Here is a 16,533-nt window from a genome sequence, read left to right on the forward strand (position 1 = left end):
GTTTCTCAGCGGGCCATCTGATCGGGCGGCGCCGGACCTACCAGGAGTTGCTCGATGATCGGTGCGGCCCAGCGGCTGAGGTCCTCACGGCTGAGTTCGGCGATCGGCGGATTCACCAGCACGTACCGCGTGATCGCCAGACCGATCACAAAGGCGCCCATCAGCGCGATCCGCTGCACGGGATTGTCCGGGGTGGCGGTGATCAGTTTGGGTGCCACCTGCTCGGCGAACACCCGCCGCAGAGTCTCGGCGGCGAGCGGACTGGTCATTGCGGCGCGCAGCAACGCCAGGAACGTCTGGTCCTCTTCCCACACCGCGAAGAATCGCGGCAACAAGATGTGCGCGACGTCCTCAGGGTCGACGTCCGTCAGATCCGGTAGGTCGATCTCGAAATCCGCGGCGGCTGCGAACAGGTCCTGCTTGTTGCCGAAATACCGGATGACCAGTGCCGCGTCCACACCGACGTCGGCGGCCACCGCCCGCAGGGTGGTCCGCTCGTAGCCCGCGGAACCGAACCGCCGGCGCGCGGCGGACAGGATGTCCTCGCGCGTCTGCGCGGCATTGCGGGGCCTGGCGACCGTCATGCCGGCGCCGGCCCCACCAGTAGACGCCGGAACACCGGAGCGGCCCACTGCCGCAGTTCCTCTCGGCTGAGGTCGGCAGCCGGCACGTTGCCCAGCACGGACCGGGTCGCGGCCAGCCCGATGACGAAAGCGTCGGTCAGCGCGATCCGCTGCTGATCATGGTCGGGGGTGGCGGCTTTCAGCACCGGCGCCACGTGGCGGGCGAGGGTCGCGTTGAGCTTGTCCGCGGCGACCCGGCTGGTCATGGCCGCCTGCAGCAGAGCCAGAAACGAGTGGTCCTCTTCCCAGACGGCGAAGTACCGCGGCAGCAACATGTCGGCGATGTCGTCGGGCTCGGCGGCGGTCAGATCGGGAAGTTCGATCGCGAAGTCGGTCGCGGTCGCAAACAGGTCCTGCTTGCTGCCGAAATACCGGGTGATCAGCGCGGCGTCCACGCCGACATCCGCCGCGACCGCTCGCAGCGTCGTCCGGTCGTATCCGTCGGTGGCGAACCTGCGACGCGCGCAGTCCAGGATGTCGGCCCTGGTCTGCGCGGCATTGCGCGGTCGGCTGGTCATTGCTCCCCGACTCTATGTCATCAGCCGTTGACTAGGTGTGCGGCCACGCGTATGTTCAAGTCACCAATCGTTGACAAAAGTCATCGGCTGTTGATTTTTAGGGAACGGGCGGCCCCATGATCGCACTATCTACTCATAAAATGATGGGCGAGCATCCCCCTCGTTGCCCGGAATCACCGCGGATGTCGGAGATGTTGATGCATCTGAACGGCCAAGTTTCACCCGCGGCAGCGTTGCCGGCACGCCAGTCGTCTAACCAAGGGGCAGAGCAGTGAGCGCAGATCTGAGCGGCAGACAATTTCGGGACCACCGGGCCGGCAGCGTGATAGCCGGCGTCCAGGGCGCACTGCCCGAGCATCGCTACGAGCAGAGCGAGATCACCGAGATGCTCTCCGGGCTGCCGGCATTCAAGGATCACGGCGACTTGCTGCGCAAGTTTCACGCGAGTTCGAAGGTCGACAGCCGCTACCTGGTTCTGCCGCTCGAGCAGTACCCCGGCCTGACCGACTTCGGGCGCGCGAACGACATCTGGATCGACAATGCCGTGCAACTGGGGTGCGCGGCCATGTCCGCCGCGCTCGACGAGGCCGGCCTGCGGCCCGAGGACGTCGACGTGGTGATGTCGACGACCGTCACCGGCCTCGCGGTGCCGTCGCTGGAGGCGCGCATCGCCACCCGGCTGGGCCTTCGTCCCGATGTACGACGGGTTCCGATGTTCGGCCTCGGCTGCGTTGCCGGCGCCGCGGGCGTCGGCCGACTCAACGACTACCTGCGCGGCGCGCCCGACGACGTCGCGGTGCTGCTGTCGGTGGAGCTGTGTTCGCTCACCTTCCCGGCGACCACCCCGTCGTTGGCGTCGCTGGTCGGTACGTCGTTGTTCGGCGACGGCGCTGCGGCCGTCGTCGCCGTCGGTGAGCGGCGGGCCGAGCAGATCGGCGCTCGCGGTCCGGAGGTCCTCGGTTCACGCAGTCACCTCTACCCGGACTCCCGCGACACCATGGGCTGGAAGATCGGCTCCAGCGGGTTCGGGCTGATCCTGTCGCCGGACGTCGCCTCAGTCGTCGAGCAGTATCTGGCCGACGACGTCGCGGGCCTGCTCGGCGCCTACGGCGTCACCACCACCGACGTCGGTGCCTGGGTGAGTCATCCGGGCGGCCCCAAGGTCATCGAGGCGATCGTCTCGTCGCTCGGATTGCCCAACGACGCACTGGAATTGACCTGGCGATCGCTGGCCGAGGTCGGCAACCTCTCCTCGTCGTCTGTGCTGCACGTCTTCCGCGACACGATCGCCAAGCAGCCGCCTGCCGGCAGCCCCGGCATCATGCTGGCGATGGGCCCCGGGTTCTGCTCCGAGCTCGTCATGCTGCGCTGGCGGTGACGATGATCTGGTATGCGTTACTGGTCGGCGCAGTCGCGATCGAGCGGCTGTTCGAAGTCCGGGTGGCCGAACGGAATCGCGTCGTCAGTCGATCGCACGGCGGCGTCGAGTTCGGCGCCGGGCACTACCCGGCGATGGTGGCGCTGCATTTCAGCCTGCTGGTCGGCTGTCTCGTCGAGCCGGTTGTGTTGCACCGCAACTTCATCCCGGCTCTGGGCTGGCCGATGTTGGCGGTGGTCCTGGCGGCGCAGGCGTTGCGCTGGTGGTGCATCACCACCTTGGACTACCAGTGGAACACCCGCGTCATCGTGATCCCGGGTGCCGCGCGCATCACCGGCGGGCCATACCGGCTGATACCCCATCCGAACTACGTCGCTGTCATCGCCGAGGGCGTGGCTCTGCCGCTCGTCCACACCGGATGGATTACCGCACTGGTCTTCTCGACGCTCAACGGTTGGCTACTCAGTACGAGGGTCAGGGTCGAGAACGCCGCGCTGGCGAGCCTGGCGTGATCGACCTCCTGGTGGTCGGCGGCGGGCCGGCCGGACTGGCCACCGCGATCCACGGTGCGCGAGCAGGATTGGACGTGGTGGTCGCCGAACGACGCCGCGGACCGATCGACAAGGCGTGCGGTGAGGGTTTGATGCCGCACACCCTGCGTCATCTGGAGCGCCTCGACGTGCATCCGCTCGGCAAGCCGATCCGCGGTATCAGCTACCTGGACCGCGACCACCATGTCGACGCGCGATTCAAGGGCGGTACCGGCCGCGGGGTACGCCGGACGGTGCTGCACGCCGCTCTGATCGACGCGGCGGTCGAGGCCGGTGTCGAGATCGCGCACGACGAGGTACGCGACATCAGCCAGGATGCCAGTGGGATTCGCGCCGGCCGTTGGCACGCGCGCTATCTCGCCGCAGCCGACGGACTGCACTCCCCCATCCGCAAATCGCTGGGTCTGGAGCAGACCAGCCCCGGCCCACGCCGCTGGGGCATCCGCCGCCACGTGCAGACCGCGCCGTGGACCGATCACGTCGAGGTGCACTGGGCCGCGGGCGCCGAGGCCTACGTGACACCCGTCGCCGACGACTGCGTCGGCGTAGCGCTGCTGAGCTCACGCCGGGGCGGATTCGATTGTCATCTCGACGAATTCCCCGAACTTCGTGACCGGATCGATGGTCGGCCACACGAACCGGACCGGGCGGCCGGTCCGCTGCGGCAGAAGGTCTCGAGCCGCACAGCCGGCCGAGTGTTGCTTGTCGGCGATGCCGCCGGTTACGTCGACGCGCTCACCGGCGAGGGACTCGGGTTGGCCTTCGGCGCGGCCGAGGCCCTGGTGGAATGCGTACTGGCGGGGCGACCGGGCGACTACGACCGGCGTTGGCGTCATCTAACCCGACGCTATCGGATGCTGACGGCCGCTCTGTTGCACGCCAGCGCCTATGGTCCGGCGCGGTCCCGTATCGTGCCGGCTGCCGTGGCATTACCGACGGTATTCACCGGGGTCGTCAATTTGCTTGCCCGGTAACACTTTTCGGTCACACCTGGTTGAAGCCACCGTCGGCGTCGACAGTCGAACCGGTGGTGAAGCTGGACAGGTTGCTGGCCAGGAACACCGCCGCGTTGGCGATCTCGACGGGCTCCGCGAACCGGCCCAGCGGGATGGTCGAGATGCGACCGGCGCGGAATTCCTCGACCGTGAGGGTCGGGTTGGTCTGCGCGGCCAGGTTGTCGCTGCCCGGGGTGGCGGTCGACCCGGCGACGAGGACATTGACCCGGATGCCCTGGTCGGCAAGCTCATTGGCCCAGGTGCGCGCCAGTGATCGTACGGCGGCCTTGGACGCGGCATAGATGCTCAGCCCCGGGCGCCCGCGGTCGGCGGTGGTCGAACCGACCAGGATGATCGATGCGCCGTCGTTGAGCAACGGCAGCGCCTTCTGCACGGTGTAGACCACGCCTTTGACGTTGGTCGTCAGCAAGGCGTCGAGGTCGTCGTCGCTGATCGCACCCAGTCGCGCGACTCTCGTCGTCCCGGCATTGGCCACCACGATATCCAGCCCCTTGCCGGCCGCAGCGACTTCGGCGTAGAGCCGGTCGAGGTCGTGAGGCACTCCGACGTCACCGGCTACCGGGACCGCCCGCGAACCCAATTGGTCTGCAGCAGCTCTCAGTTCGGGCTCGCGGCGGCCGGTGATGAAGACCCGTTCGGCGCCCTCGGCAATGAATCGGCCCGCGGTGGCCAGCCCGATGCCGGAGTTGGCGCCGGTGACGACCGCGGATTTCTGGTCGAGCAGTCCCATCGCGCCATCCTCTCATCGCTGAAAGAGTGATCGGAGCGACTCGACTCGCGAAAGTGCAACCAGCGAGGGCCCTTCTCGGGAAACGGCTCGCTAGTTGCACTCTCGGCGGCGCAGACGTCTGCGGTTATGCGACAAGCCGTTTGGGAGTGTCGACAATCGAGTAGTCACTGGCGTCGCCGGCCACCACGCGGCTGTGCTCTCCGTGCACGCTCACCGGAATGTCGCCGGCAAGGGTGATCCTGCGCACCTCGCGACGCTGGTTGCCGAAATCGGACACCGCGTAGTGCTGGGTCGACCGGTTGTCCCAGATTGCCACGTCGCCGAGCTCCCAGTTCCACCGAATAGTGTTCTCCAGCCAGGTGATCCGATCCTGGAAGATTCGGTACAGGGACTGGAACTCGGCACCGTTGAGCCCGACGAAAGCCTTGGCGAATGAGCCCAACAGCAAGGATTTCTCGCCAGATTCCGGATGCACCCGGACCACCGGGTGCTGCGTCTCGTAGTGGGTCGAGTGGAATTGGGACGCGTACTTGAGAATGGCCTCGGGGTCGGCTTCCGCCGCCGCCAGCTTGGCCGGATCGATCTGGGCGTAGTCGAAGGCGTTGTCGTGCACAGCCCACAGGTTTTCCGCGAGGTCCTTGAGCGGCTGCGCAAGCTGTTGGTAGGCGGCAACAGTGGAGGCCCAGGTGGTCGTGCCGCCGTAGGGCGGCAGCTCGACGGCACGCAGAATCGATGCTTTCGGCGGACGGTCGACGAACGTGACATCGGTGTGCCACTGGTTGGCGCCGCCGCCGCCGATGGCCTCCAGGCGCATGACGCGGCTGCCCTCGAACTTCAACGTCGGGTGCGGGGTGGTGGGTACGCCGAGACTTTCGGCGAATTCGTAGTGCGAATCGTCATCGAGGTGCGTCTGGCCGCGGAAGAAGATCACCTTGTGAGCGACCAGCGCCTGATTGATCGCCGCGGCGGTCTCGGCGTCGACAGCGCCCAGGCGCACCCCGTCGATGCGTGCCCCGATGTTCTCGCCCAGCTGCACCACGCGTAGGTCATTACTCATTGCATCTCCCTCTTCGAGTTTGTGGGTGTAGGCGGCTGTCTACACGGACCGATATCGGTTAACGTACACAGATGGCTACAGCGGAAGCAACGGTTTCGACCACGGCGAAGCCAATGGGCAAAGACGAGGTCAGCGCGGCGGTCCTGGAAGCGGCCAGCACGTTGTTCGCCGAGAAGGGCCCGGCCGCGACGTCGATACGTGAAGTTGCGGCTCGGGCCGGCGTCAACCACGGCCTGCTGCATCGCCACTTCGGGAGCAAACGACAGCTTCTGGGTGCGACGTTGCAGCATCTCGCCGACTCCGCCGCGGCCCTGCGCGTATCCGGGGCCTCGCCGGCACAGCTGGAGGCCGCCTACGAATTCCAGGCGCGGGTGATGGTCCGCTCCACCCTCGACGGCTTTCCCGTGGAGGAGCTCCAGCAGCGCTTCCCGGGCATGGAGGCGTTCCTCAAGCAGGTGCAAGCCGGGCACAGCGACGACAGGACGGCGCGACTGCTGGCCGCGCACGGTATGGCACTGCAGGTCGGGTGGGGCCTGCTGGGACCGACGCTACGGGTCGCGTTCGGCTTGCAGGATCTCGACGACTCCGAGATACGCGCAGCGGTCGGCGAGCAGATCGCCAAGATCGTCGCCGCCGAATAGCACCGGCTTGGACAGACCCCTCTGTCTGTTCTGCTAAATTTAGCGTTCATGCAGACCGCGGATGACAAGGCGGGCACTGACGTCGTCGACCGCGCCAGATCGCCGCGTCCGGCCGATCGCCTGCTCGCGGCGGCAACGGACCTTTTCGGCAAATACGGGATACGCGCCATCGGCATCGACCGGATCCTGCGGGAAGCCGATTGCGCCAAAGCCAGTCTGTACAGCGCTTATGGCTCCAAGGATGCACTGGTCATCGCGTACCTGACCGAACTCGACCTCGCCGACCGTCAGCGATTCACGCAGGCGGTCGACGGCGTCGACGATCCCGTTGCGCAAGCACTGACGTTCTTCGACCTGGCACACAGCAAAGGCTTGAGACACGACTTCCCCGGCTGCCTTTACACCAGCGCGGCATCCGAATTCGCCGGCGTCCGTTTCGAACCCATCGACGAACACCGGCAATGGGTCCGATCCACCCTCGGCGGTTTACTCAAGGCCGCCGGCATCCGTCGGACCGCACCACTGGCCCGCCAGATCCAGTTGCTGTACGACGGCGCCCTGGTTGCCTCCAAGGTCGAGCAGTCCGTCGAGCCGATCCGGTTCGGGCGCGGCCTTGCCGAAGACGCCATCACCCAGGCACGCACTGCTCGGCCCTGAGGCCGCGGCGTTCGAATCACCACGATTCCATCACCGTCCGCTACCGCGGCCGCCCGGCCCGGGTCGCACGGCGCGAACTGGTTGACGGCGACCTACCCGCCTGGACCGGGTAAAAGCGCTGGCTGAGCCTATCTTTGGGTCCACCACAGTGAGGTCGAGTGGGCTGCTGGCGCGCGCGCATCGTCTGATCGCTGCCCGCTCGGATGGGCCAACGGCACATAGACAGATTGGTCTGTCTATGTCAGCGTGTGAGCATCATCGACGAACTTCAAGGAGCCGGCACCCATGACCACCTTCTCTGGCCAAGCCATCACGATCGACGCCGCCGGGCTCGATCGGCTTTCGTGTAACGCCAAAGCCGACCCCGCCACCGGGAAAAAGACCCTCAAAGCAAAGACGGTGTGCGAGTCCAACTTCCGCAACCTCACCTATGTTCGTGATCTGGCGCCGATGCTGGTCGGCGAGCCACCGGCGCTGCTGGGTGACGACGCCGCGCCCAACCCGTCGGAAACCGTTCTGGCAGCGCTGGGTTCGTGCATCGCGGTCGGCCTGCTGGCCAACGCCACTCACCGCGGTGTGACGCTGACCAAGATCGAGGTAGCCATGGAAGGCGACATCGACATCTCCGCGGTCTGGGGCGTCGGTGACACTCCCGACGACAAGGTCCCGGGTTTCACGGCCGTTCGCAGTCAAGTGGTGTTGGCCGGTGACGCGGACGCCGACGTTCTGCAGGCAATCCACGACAACGCCATTCACTGGTCCCCCGTGGTCAACACCTTGCGGCGACCGGCGACGGTCGACTCCACCTTGACCGTCGAATAAGCGGACACGAGGACCGAGATGACCACCGAACTCGATCAACCGCCGGCAGCGCCGCGGGCCGGGATCCTCGCACCTGAAATTGTCAGCGAGATCATCGGCAATGCACGGGATTTGGACGAGGGTGGCCGCAATACACGCGGCAACCTGGCCCTGCTGGCGAATGCCGGGTTGCTGGCGCTCGGGGCACCCGCCAACGACGGCGACGCGCTGCCGAGGATGGCCGCGGTGATTGCCGAAGTGGCCGGGCACTGCCTGTCGACGGCATTCTCGGTGTGGGCACACCGCATGACACTCGAGTATCTGTCCGCCGCGGCCACCCCGTGGTCACTCGATGCGGTCGCCCGCCTGACTGGTAGCGGACCGTTGGGGGTCACCGGTATGGCCGCGGCCTTCAAAGATGCCGCGGGCTGCGGCTCGATCGAACTGGCCGCGACGCCCGCGGACGGCGGCTACCGACTCGGCGGAACGTTGCGCTGGGCCAGCAATCTGTATTCCGATTCCATCATGGTGACGGCGGCACAGACCGAAGCCGGCGAAAAGATGGTGGTCACATTGCCATTGGCCACCGCCGGCGTCACGATCGGCGACCACTTCGAGCTACTCGCGCTCGGCAGCACGGCGTCGTCCTTCCTGAAACTCGACGACGTCTTCGTCAGCGAGGACCAGATTCTCAGCCGTGACGTCGACGAGTTCCTCAGCCGCGTCCGCCCGACGTTTCTGGTCTTGCAGTCGGCCATGTGTGTCGGTCTGGCCCGTCGGTGCCTCAACGAAGTCGAGCCCAGTCTCAGCGGCGTCAACTCGGCGTTCGAGGTCGAATTCGACTCGTTGGCAGCTGAATTGGCCGGCATCGAAGCTCAGGTGGTGGACTTCGCCGCCGCTGTCGGTGGCCCGACCACACCCAGTAAACACGATCTGCTGACCCTGAGACTGGCCGCAGCCGACACCGTCAGCGCCGCGGCAGCCCTGGAAATCCGCACCGCCGGCGGCAAGGGCTATGCGCGCAGCACCGACGCGAGCCGCCGGTTCCGCGAGGCCGCCTTCATACCGGTGCAATCCCCGTCGGAGGCCCAGCTCCGCTGGGAACTGCGCACCGGCCGCTGATTTAAGACAACCATCCACCGGGAGACGACTGTGTCAGTGCCAACCCTTACTGTCAACGGCGCCGAGCCGACCTCGACGCCCGATGCATCAACCGCCCGCGACCCGTTCGAGCTTTTCACGATCGGCGAGATGACGACACGGGTCGCCGACTCGGCGATCGAAAAAGGTGCGCACCCTTGGAGTTTCCTGGTGCGTTCGCTGGTCGGTGGCGCCATGGTCGCATTCGGAGTGTTGCTGTCATTGGTGGCGAGCACCGGAGTGTCGACGCCGGGTATCGCAAGCCTGTTGATGGGGTTGGCATTCGGGATGTCGTTCGCGCTGATCCTGGTGTCAGGCATGTCGCTGATCACCGCCGACATGGCAGCAGGGGCGATAGCACTCCTCCAACGGCGCATGACACTCGTTGGCTATCTGCGCCTGCTGGTCATCGGAATGGTAGGAAACTGTGTCGGCGCATTGACTTTCGTGGCCGTGTGCGCTGCGGCCGGTGGCCCGTACCTGGGCGCGTTCGCGCAACGTGCCGCCGTGGTGGCGGCCGCCAAGACATCACAGCCGACGCTGACCGCCCTCCTGCTGGCCGTGGTGTGCACGTGGTTCCTGCAGACATCGATGTGCCTGTTCTTCAAGGCCCGAACCGACGTTGCCCGAATGGGATTCGCGTTCTATGGCCCGTTCGCCTTTGTCAGCGGAGCCACCCAGCACGTCATCGCGAACGTCGGCTTTCTCGGGCTGCCGCTGCTCCTCTCGGCGTTTCACCCGCAGGCACCGCATACGGCCGTGACGTGGGGACTGGGGGCTCACGGTCTGCTCACCAACATCGCGATCACCACGCTGGGCAACCTGATCGGCGGCACGTTGTTCGTGGCAGTGCCCTTCTTTCTGGTCACCAAGCTGCAGGAAACGGGGCGCTAGCGGCGGTTGCGTACCGCTGCGGCTACGGCTCGCGGCGCTTCCGACGACGGGTAGTGGCCGACCCCGGGCAGCTCGGTCACCACCGCACGCGGCAGGACCTTCACCGCCTGCTCGAGAACGTGCTTGCCCGACACGGGGTCGTCGAGTCCCCAGACCAGATGAAGCGGACCCGGCCAGGCGGCCAGCGCCGCCTCCCATCGCTGATGGTGGATCGCCCGCTCGGTGTTGTACTTGATCAACAGGTGCGACCGCTTGTGACCATCGTCCTTGGACATGCCCAGCCAGAGATCGTCGAACTCGTTGTTGCTCAACGGGGTTCCCCGGATCGCATCCAGCGCCGAGCGGACCCGGCCGGCGCTGACCCGGCCGGCCAGCAGCGTGCCGATCACCGGCAGGATGAGCAATTTCTGCATCCGGGTGGGCCGGTAGGCGCTGTAGACGATGCCGCTGTTCAGGATCGTGACGTCGTCGATCGCGAAGGGCAGTCGGCCGTCGTTGGCGCGATCGACGAGTTCCTGACCGACGATGCCGCCGTAGTCGTGAACGACGAGGCGCACGGACGTGACGGCGAGGTGTGCGACGAGATCTTCGACGGTGTCGGCGGATTCGGTCACCGAATACCGATAGTGATCGGGCTTGTCCGATGCGCCGTAGCCGAGAAAGTCGAAGGTGAGCACGTCGTGGTCAGCGGACAGGTCGTCGGCCAACTCGGCGTAGTCGTAGGACCAGGTCGGAAACCCATGCAGCAGAAGCACGGCCGGGCCGGTGCCACTCCGTCGGTAGGCGATGCGGTGGCCGCGCCTGCTGATCAAGGTGTGGTTCTGGGCGATCCACTCGGTCGCGTTCATCGCAGTTGCCCGGTGGATGTGTTCGGCGGCGCGACGTTGTCAGGCATGGTCTTACCGTACGACTGCGCGTCGTCCGGTGCGCGACTTCCGATGTCGCTCTGTGACCTCACCGTGGCCGGCACGTGTTGGTTGCTCGGCTAGCTTTATCTCGGCTGATCGACAGCACACCTGACGGCACAGGGCTCAGAATCGATGATGGGCAAGGAGTTTTATGGACTTCGAGGGTGACCACGCCCGCGAACTGATGTCGTTGGCTCACCACGCGTTACGCAGCGACGACGTCGACAAGGGCGCGTTGTGCACAGCCGCGATCAGGGTGATCGATAGCCCTCCCCGTGACGGTATCTTGCGAAGCCTGGCTGACCACGTGTGCCAAGCCGTGTTCGACTGGGCCTGCTTCGACGGTTCGACCGCGCGACTCGAGGGCGTCGTCAAAGGCTACGAGACCGCGGCCCGCGCACTGCATGCGCTTCAGGTCGAGGAACGTCTCAACACGCACTGAGCCAAAAGTGCTGGCACTGGGCCGGTTAACCGAACATCGCGTACTGCGCGACCTCGGCGGCGAAAGTCGGCTCACGTAACACCCTGCGCAGGAACACATCGATGTGCGCAGCGTCAACGGTCCGGTGTCACGGTACGCTCAGACGAACTCTTCGACGGTCATTCCGGCACGGTACCGTCGGGCGAACTAGCCCAGAGTTGCTGTCAGGTAGCCGGATCCACTTCCGAACGAAGCGAGCTCGTCCTTGGGGACCTCGAACCCGTTCGCGGAGTAGGCCTGTTCGGTCGTTCGGATGTCCGTGCTCCAGCCACGCTCACCGAGGTATTCGGCGGCAGGATTGCGGTCGCCGGCGTAGAACAGCTCGGCCAGGTTGATGTCGGAACCGATACGCCGGGAGCGTTCGGTGAGCCGCTCAGCCCAGTCGGCCGGCACGTCGCGCATGTCCATGTGCTCGGTGGCAATCCGGCTGCCGGGCGCCGAGAGCGCCGCGATGTTGTCGAACAGGCGGTCCTGAGCCTCGGGCGGTAAGTAGACGAGTAGACCTTCGGCACTCCAGGCCGTGGGTTGACGCGGGTCGAACCCGGCGTCGACCAATGCCGCGGGCCAGTCCTCGCGCAGATCGATGGCGACGGTCGTTCGTTGCGCCGTCGGCTCGGCACCGAGGTCGGCCAGTGTTCGCGTCTTGAATGCGATCACCTGGGGCTGGTCGATCTCGAAGACCGTGGTGCCGGCCGGCCAGGGTAGCCGGTAGGCCCGCGTGTCCAGGCCGGACGCCAGGATCACGGCCTGCCGGATACCGGCTTCGGTTGCCTGGACGAAGAATTCGTCGAAGAAACGGGTGCGCACGGCCATCTGCTCGCTCATCGAACGGCGGTTCAGCAGCGGATCGTCGCCATGCTCGATGTCACCATCGATGAGCTTCACGAACGTGTCGATGCCCACGGCGCGAACCAGCGGGTCGGCCCACGGGTCGTTCAGCAGCGCATCCGGGTTTTGCGACGCCATCGCGCGTGAGGCGGCGACCGCGGTCGCGGTCGCGCCGACGCTGGACGCCAGATCCCATGTGTCGTTATCAGTACGAGCCATCGTGGTGCCTCTCTGCATCAGTGATTTAGTTAGTTGGATTAACTATATCACCGCGTTGAAGCTGCCGGCAATTACCTAGCTCAGCTCGGCATATGCCGCATGCAGGGCATCCAGCCGGTGCAGCGTCTCGTCACGCGGCAAGGTGGGCAACTCGACGGTGACGTGGTCGATACCCAGATCGCGGTAACCCGCCAGCGCGTCGGCGGTGACCTTCCCGATGTGCGAGGCGATCACCGGTACGTCGGCACCGGCACGTTCCCGCAACGCCGTCAGGTCACCGGCGAGTGCGTCGGCGGACGGGCTCAACGAGAGCCAGCCGGCGCCGAGGTCGGCGATGCGGCTGAAGTTCGCCGGACCACCGCCGACGTACACGGGTGTGTGGGGCTTGGTCAACGGCTTGGGCCAACTGTAGATGGGGTCGAAATCGACGTACTGGCCATGGAATTCAGCCTCGTCCTTGGTCCAGATCTCAGCCATGGCACGCAGCCGCTCATCCATGACGCGGCCGCGCACCTTCGGGTCGACGCCGTGATTGGCGATCTCCTCGCGGAGCCAGCCCACGCCCACTCCAAACAGGAAGCGACCGTGCGACACCAGATCCAGTGAGGCGACTTCCTTCGCCGTCTGGATCGGGTCGCGCTGCGTGACCAGCGAGATACCGGTGCCCAGCAACAGCGACTCGGTCGCCACCGCCGCGGCGGCCAGCGACACGAACGGATCAAGCGTCCGGTAGTACTGCGGCGGAATCGGACCGCCCATCGGATAAGGAGTCTTGGTGTCGACGGGGATGTGCGAATGCTCGGTGACGAACAGCGACCCGAACCCGCGTGACTCGAGTGCGACGGCCAGGTCGACCGGCCCGATACCTGTGTCGTTGAGAAACGTGAACACCCCGAACCGCATCTGAGCTTCCTTCCAGTACCGACGTGCCGGCCACCGACGGTTTGACGGCGTGGTGCAGTGCAACTTCGCCGGTGGGCTTCCTTATTCCGTAGGCTGCGGGCTGTGGCGAACCGCGATCATGGCGATGTCGGCGACGCGCCGTCTGTCCCCCCGCCGCTGCGGCCGGTGACCAACACCGCGCAACCGTCAGCGGCCGAGCAGGCACGCACGATCGCCGCGGCCGGTAACGCGGCGACGCTGGCCACCCTGACTGCCGACGGTGACCCGTGGGCGTCGCTGGTGGCCTACGGACTGGTGGACGGTGCGCCCGTACTGTGCGTGTCGAACCTTGCCGAGCATGGCCGCAACCTGGCCAACGATCCGCGGGCCAGCCTGTCGATTGTGACGGCGAGCAGCGACACGGACCCGCTGGCGACGAGTCGGATCACGCTGGCCGGCGTGGTCGGCGCTGCGCTCGGGGCCGATCAGGATGCTGCCCGGGCGGCATACCTGGATGCGGTGCCCGCGGCGCGGTTCTACATCGACTACAGCGACTTCACCCTGTGGGTGTTGCGGGTCGAGCGGCTGCGTTGGGTCGGCGGGTACGGCCGCATGGACTCCACTGCCGGTGGCGAGTATCTCGCCGCCGAGCCGGATCCGGTGACGCCGGCCGCCGGGCGGGCCATCGCACATCTCAACGCCGATCACGCCGACGCGCTGGCCTCGATGGCACAGGCCTTCGGGGGCTATCCCGATGCCACCGGGGCGACATGCACCGGCATCGACCGCTACGGTCTCGATTTGCGGGTGCACACGCCGCGCGGAGTCGCCTACACGCGCGTCGGCTTTCCGGAGCCATTGCGATCGGCCGATCAATTGCGTTCGGTGACAGCGGAATTAACGCACTCTGCCGCGGGGTAGCACGCGCCGCGCATGCCGGTCACATGTGGTGGCGGCGCCGTCCGCGAGCCCGTAGCCGATCGATTACCGTTCTGCGCACGCGCTTTCGGCCCGCGGTGTGGTCGTACCGACTCGTGGCCCGGCCTGTTCGCTTCGCCTGGTACATGGCCAGATCGGCGTCGCGCAGTATTCCCTCGGCACCGCGACGATCATCGGGCCGCACGGTGTCGAGGCCGATGCTGGCGCTGATCCACACGTAACGCGTTGCGGTGGAGGCGGCTTGGTAATCGACCGCAATCGGCTCCGCGAGCGCGGCGTGCAGTTGCTTGGCCAAGCGATCGACCTCGGCCGGCGGCAACGGCGTGGCCAGCAGCGCGACGAACTCGTCGCCGCCGACGCGGCCCACCACGTCGTCGGCCCGCAGCGCCTCGCGTAGACGTTGCGCTGCGATCTTCAGGACCGCGTCGCCGGCATGGTGGCCGAGCGCGTCGTTGATCGCCTTGAAGTTGTCCAGATCGATGAAAAGCACTGCGCCCAAGTCATTCTGGTCAGAGCTCACCGACGCGGTGACCAATGAGATTATCCGGGCCCGGTTGGGTAGCCCGGTGAGTAAGTCGTGGGTGGCTTCGTGCAGTAGCTGCCGGTGCGCGTTGTGGCTGGCGGTGATGTCGACGAACGACACCAGCACCGACGACCGGGACGGATCGGTGGGATCCAGCGGTGACCAGTTGACCGATACCCAGATCCGCTTGCCGTCGGACAGCCGATCGACCCCGAAGACGACCGCCTGGCAGGGGTTGTCGGTGAGCGTCTCCAGGACCGGCCGTTGGTCCGGACTCAGCAACGCGCCGTCTCCGTCGAAGATCGACACCGACGCAAGCTTGGCGAACTCGATCACGTCGACACCGGTCTCCGGGACGCCCATGATCCGCAGAGCCGCGGGATTGACCGACTCCACGACGCCCTCCGCGCTGATCACGACGACGCCCTCGTCCAGGGAATTGACCACCGTCTGGAAGTGCTGCTCCGCGCGGCGCAGTGCGGTCTGGTCAGCGCACAGCACCACATATCCGTCGCTCATCGGCGATACCGACACCCGCATGGTCAACGCGGAACCGTCCGCCGCACGATGGGTGGCGTGCTCGACGCCACCGCTGGCCAGGATGTCCGCGGGATTCAAGGCGGCGCCGACCACTTCACTGATCGGCAGGCCGAGCGCGCGCGCCGCCGTACTGCCGTAAATGACTTCGGCGGCCGGATTCCAACTGGTCACGTCACCGTGCCCGGTGGTTGCGATGATCGCGTCGCTGACATGGTTGACCAGTGCCGCTTGCAGACGTAGCCCGGCTTCGACGGCCTTCTGCGCGCTGAGATCCCGGAAGATGACCTTGTGCGCCGGCTGGCCCTCCCACCGGGTCCGGATGGCGAGTGCCTCGACGGTGAGGGTCGTCCCGTCCAACGGCAGGACGGTGATTTCCAGGGCCGGCGTCGCGTCGCCTTCGTGCCGGCGTGCGGCGATGTGGTCCCGCACCGCCTGCGCCGAGTCCGGATGCACGAAATCCGCCACCCGACGTCCCAGCAGTTGATCGGCGGACTCGGCCGCCATGTTGCGCACCAAAGCCTCGTTGACGTAGACGTAGCGCCCGTCGACGTGGACGCAGATGCCCACTGGACTGTGATCGAGCAACCACCGGTAGCGCTGCTCAGCGTCGGATGACAGCGATCCTTCGGTACCGCTGGTCATATCCTCATCTCGCCCGGCGACCGGTTCTGCGCCGAGCTGTTGGTCCATCCGTACCGGCCTCACATGGTGCATACGAGCCTTGCTCATAAGTGGAGCACATGACGGCTGCGCAGACACGTGGGTTGGCGGGCTTTTTCGCCGGGCAGCACCCGATCAGGTGACATGCGGAGTTCTCGGTGGTCCCGAGACCACCGGTCGAGCAGGGTCGTGATCGAGAAAGGACCGAGACTTCTATCTCGACGCTCGAATATCGGGACACTCCGGGCCGGAATTGCGCGCGGAATGGAAAACCCTCATCGCATGCGTCGAATACTCCTGGGTAAGGAGGCGCCGATCATCGAGCCGCTCTGGCGGCTTCGCGCCGGCGCTTTTGTTTCACCCGGGTCGAGCAGCAGTGCCCCATTTCGCAGTGAAAGCGGTCACTGCATTCGGGCGAACAGTAATTCGATGCGGCCGGAAGCCAATGCGGATTGGAGAGGTCATGCCGTTCGTCGGTCACTTCGAAGGCATGCCCGCAATGCACGCAGATCTTGGTCTTGGCCTTGGTGCCGGTAGCCATGTGCTG

At 66.2% G+C, this 16,533-nt stretch carries 19 protein-coding genes; 10 read left to right on the plus strand and 9 right to left on the minus strand.

Going from position 1 to position 16,533, the window contains the following annotated elements; genetic code table 11:
* Positions 1-5 precede the first annotated feature (5 nt).
* Both ACZYW1_RS11005 and ACZYW1_RS11010 read right to left on the minus strand, forming a co-directional pair.
* The gene (locus ACZYW1_RS11005; RefSeq protein ID WP_463785690.1) at positions 6-584 is read right to left on the minus strand and encodes a TetR/AcrR family transcriptional regulator; all 579 of its coding nucleotides are present in this window, start codon (positions 582-584) and stop codon (positions 6-8) included.
* Complete coding sequence (locus tag ACZYW1_RS11010) at positions 581-1,141, minus strand: TetR/AcrR family transcriptional regulator (protein ID WP_463785691.1); 561 nt, start codon at positions 1,139-1,141, stop codon at positions 581-583. Before ACZYW1_RS11010 ends, ACZYW1_RS11005 begins: the two co-directional genes overlap by 4 nt.
* Before the next feature lie 271 nt (positions 1,142-1,412).
* Here ACZYW1_RS11010 and ACZYW1_RS11015 point away from each other — a divergent pair, with 271 nt between their 5' ends.
* Genes ACZYW1_RS11015 through ACZYW1_RS11025 form a run of 3 tightly spaced genes read left to right on the plus strand, consistent with a single transcriptional unit; the run spans position 1,413 to position 4,044 of the window.
* Positions 1,413-2,519 (plus strand): type III polyketide synthase, encoded by a 1,107-nt coding sequence (locus ACZYW1_RS11015; RefSeq protein ID WP_463785693.1) that lies wholly within the window; start codon positions 1,413-1,415, stop codon positions 2,517-2,519.
* A gap of 2 nt (positions 2,520-2,521) precedes the next feature.
* Positions 2,522-3,031 carry an isoprenylcysteine carboxyl methyltransferase family protein gene (locus ACZYW1_RS11020; protein WP_463787795.1) on the plus strand — a complete coding sequence of 170 codons (510 nt, stop codon included), beginning with the start codon at positions 2,522-2,524 and terminating at the stop codon, positions 3,029-3,031.
* The gene (locus tag ACZYW1_RS11025) at positions 3,028-4,044 is read left to right on the plus strand and encodes an NAD(P)/FAD-dependent oxidoreductase (protein ID WP_463785695.1); all 1,017 of its coding nucleotides are present in this window, start codon (positions 3,028-3,030) and stop codon (positions 4,042-4,044) included. The genes ACZYW1_RS11020 and ACZYW1_RS11025 overlap by 4 nt, the downstream gene beginning before the upstream one ends.
* 10 nt (positions 4,045-4,054) lie before the next feature.
* Here ACZYW1_RS11025 and ACZYW1_RS11030 read toward each other — a convergent pair whose 3' ends face one another.
* Both ACZYW1_RS11030 and ACZYW1_RS11035 read right to left on the minus strand, forming a co-directional pair.
* Complete coding sequence (locus ACZYW1_RS11030) at positions 4,055-4,816, minus strand: SDR family NAD(P)-dependent oxidoreductase (protein ID WP_463785697.1); 762 nt, start codon at positions 4,814-4,816, stop codon at positions 4,055-4,057.
* Positions 4,817-4,940: 124 nt separating this feature from the next.
* Entirely contained in the window at positions 4,941-5,873 is a 933-nt protein-coding gene (locus ACZYW1_RS11035; protein WP_463785699.1) for a TauD/TfdA dioxygenase family protein, read from the minus strand.
* A 71-nt stretch (positions 5,874-5,944) separates the two neighbouring features.
* Here ACZYW1_RS11035 and ACZYW1_RS11040 point away from each other — a divergent pair, with 71 nt between their 5' ends.
* From ACZYW1_RS11040 to ACZYW1_RS11060, 5 genes are all read left to right on the plus strand, one after another.
* On the plus strand, positions 5,945-6,514 hold the full coding sequence (locus ACZYW1_RS11040) for a TetR/AcrR family transcriptional regulator (protein ID WP_463785701.1): 570 nt from the start codon (positions 5,945-5,947) through the stop codon (positions 6,512-6,514).
* 48 nt (positions 6,515-6,562) lie between these two features.
* The gene (locus ACZYW1_RS11045; RefSeq protein WP_463785703.1) at positions 6,563-7,171 is read left to right on the plus strand and encodes a TetR/AcrR family transcriptional regulator; all 609 of its coding nucleotides are present in this window, start codon (positions 6,563-6,565) and stop codon (positions 7,169-7,171) included.
* Between the two features lie 285 nt (positions 7,172-7,456).
* On the plus strand, positions 7,457-7,993 hold the full coding sequence (locus ACZYW1_RS11050) for an OsmC family protein (protein WP_463785704.1): 537 nt from the start codon (positions 7,457-7,459) through the stop codon (positions 7,991-7,993).
* Between the two features lie 18 nt (positions 7,994-8,011).
* Complete coding sequence (locus tag ACZYW1_RS11055) at positions 8,012-9,094, plus strand: acyl-CoA dehydrogenase family protein (RefSeq protein ID WP_463785706.1); 1,083 nt, start codon at positions 8,012-8,014, stop codon at positions 9,092-9,094.
* A gap of 30 nt (positions 9,095-9,124) precedes the next feature.
* On the plus strand, positions 9,125-10,006 hold the full coding sequence (locus ACZYW1_RS11060) for a formate/nitrite transporter family protein (protein ID WP_463785708.1): 882 nt from the start codon (positions 9,125-9,127) through the stop codon (positions 10,004-10,006).
* Here the strand turns inward: ACZYW1_RS11060 and ACZYW1_RS11065 are convergent.
* Complete coding sequence (locus tag ACZYW1_RS11065) at positions 10,003-10,854, minus strand: alpha/beta fold hydrolase (protein WP_463785710.1); 852 nt, start codon at positions 10,852-10,854, stop codon at positions 10,003-10,005. The two genes, ACZYW1_RS11060 and ACZYW1_RS11065, sit on opposite strands and share 4 nt — an antisense overlap.
* Before the next feature lie 211 nt (positions 10,855-11,065).
* Between ACZYW1_RS11065 and ACZYW1_RS11070 the strand changes: the two genes are divergently transcribed.
* A complete protein-coding gene (locus ACZYW1_RS11070) occupies positions 11,066-11,356 on the plus strand; it encodes a hypothetical protein (protein WP_463785711.1) in 291 nt (96 codons plus the stop codon).
* 186 nt (positions 11,357-11,542) lie between these two features.
* On the opposite strand, the gene ACZYW1_RS11075 is transcribed toward ACZYW1_RS11070, so the two are convergent.
* Both ACZYW1_RS11075 and ACZYW1_RS11080 read right to left on the minus strand, forming a co-directional pair.
* Complete coding sequence (locus ACZYW1_RS11075) at positions 11,543-12,442, minus strand: class I SAM-dependent methyltransferase (protein WP_463785713.1); 900 nt, start codon at positions 12,440-12,442, stop codon at positions 11,543-11,545.
* A 75-nt stretch (positions 12,443-12,517) separates the two neighbouring features.
* Positions 12,518-13,345, minus strand: a complete 828-nt coding sequence (locus ACZYW1_RS11080) for an LLM class F420-dependent oxidoreductase (RefSeq protein ID WP_463785714.1) — start codon at positions 13,343-13,345, stop codon at positions 12,518-12,520.
* 102 nt (positions 13,346-13,447) lie between these two features.
* Between ACZYW1_RS11080 and ACZYW1_RS11085 the strand changes: the two genes are divergently transcribed.
* Positions 13,448-14,245 carry a HugZ family pyridoxamine 5'-phosphate oxidase gene (locus ACZYW1_RS11085; protein ID WP_463785716.1) on the plus strand — a complete coding sequence of 266 codons (798 nt, stop codon included), beginning with the start codon at positions 13,448-13,450 and terminating at the stop codon, positions 14,243-14,245.
* 19 nt (positions 14,246-14,264) lie between these two features.
* On the opposite strand, the gene ACZYW1_RS11090 is transcribed toward ACZYW1_RS11085, so the two are convergent.
* Both ACZYW1_RS11090 and ACZYW1_RS11095 read right to left on the minus strand, forming a co-directional pair.
* Entirely contained in the window at positions 14,265-15,968 is a 1,704-nt protein-coding gene (locus ACZYW1_RS11090) for a sensor domain-containing protein (protein WP_463785718.1), read from the minus strand.
* A 334-nt stretch (positions 15,969-16,302) separates the two neighbouring features.
* Positions 16,303-16,527, minus strand: a complete 225-nt coding sequence (locus tag ACZYW1_RS11095) for a ferric uptake regulation protein (protein ID WP_463785720.1) — start codon at positions 16,525-16,527, stop codon at positions 16,303-16,305.
* Positions 16,528-16,533: the final 6 nt, after the last annotated feature.

The sequence above is a fragment of the Mycobacterium sp. IDUB_36 genome (assembly GCF_055419225.1).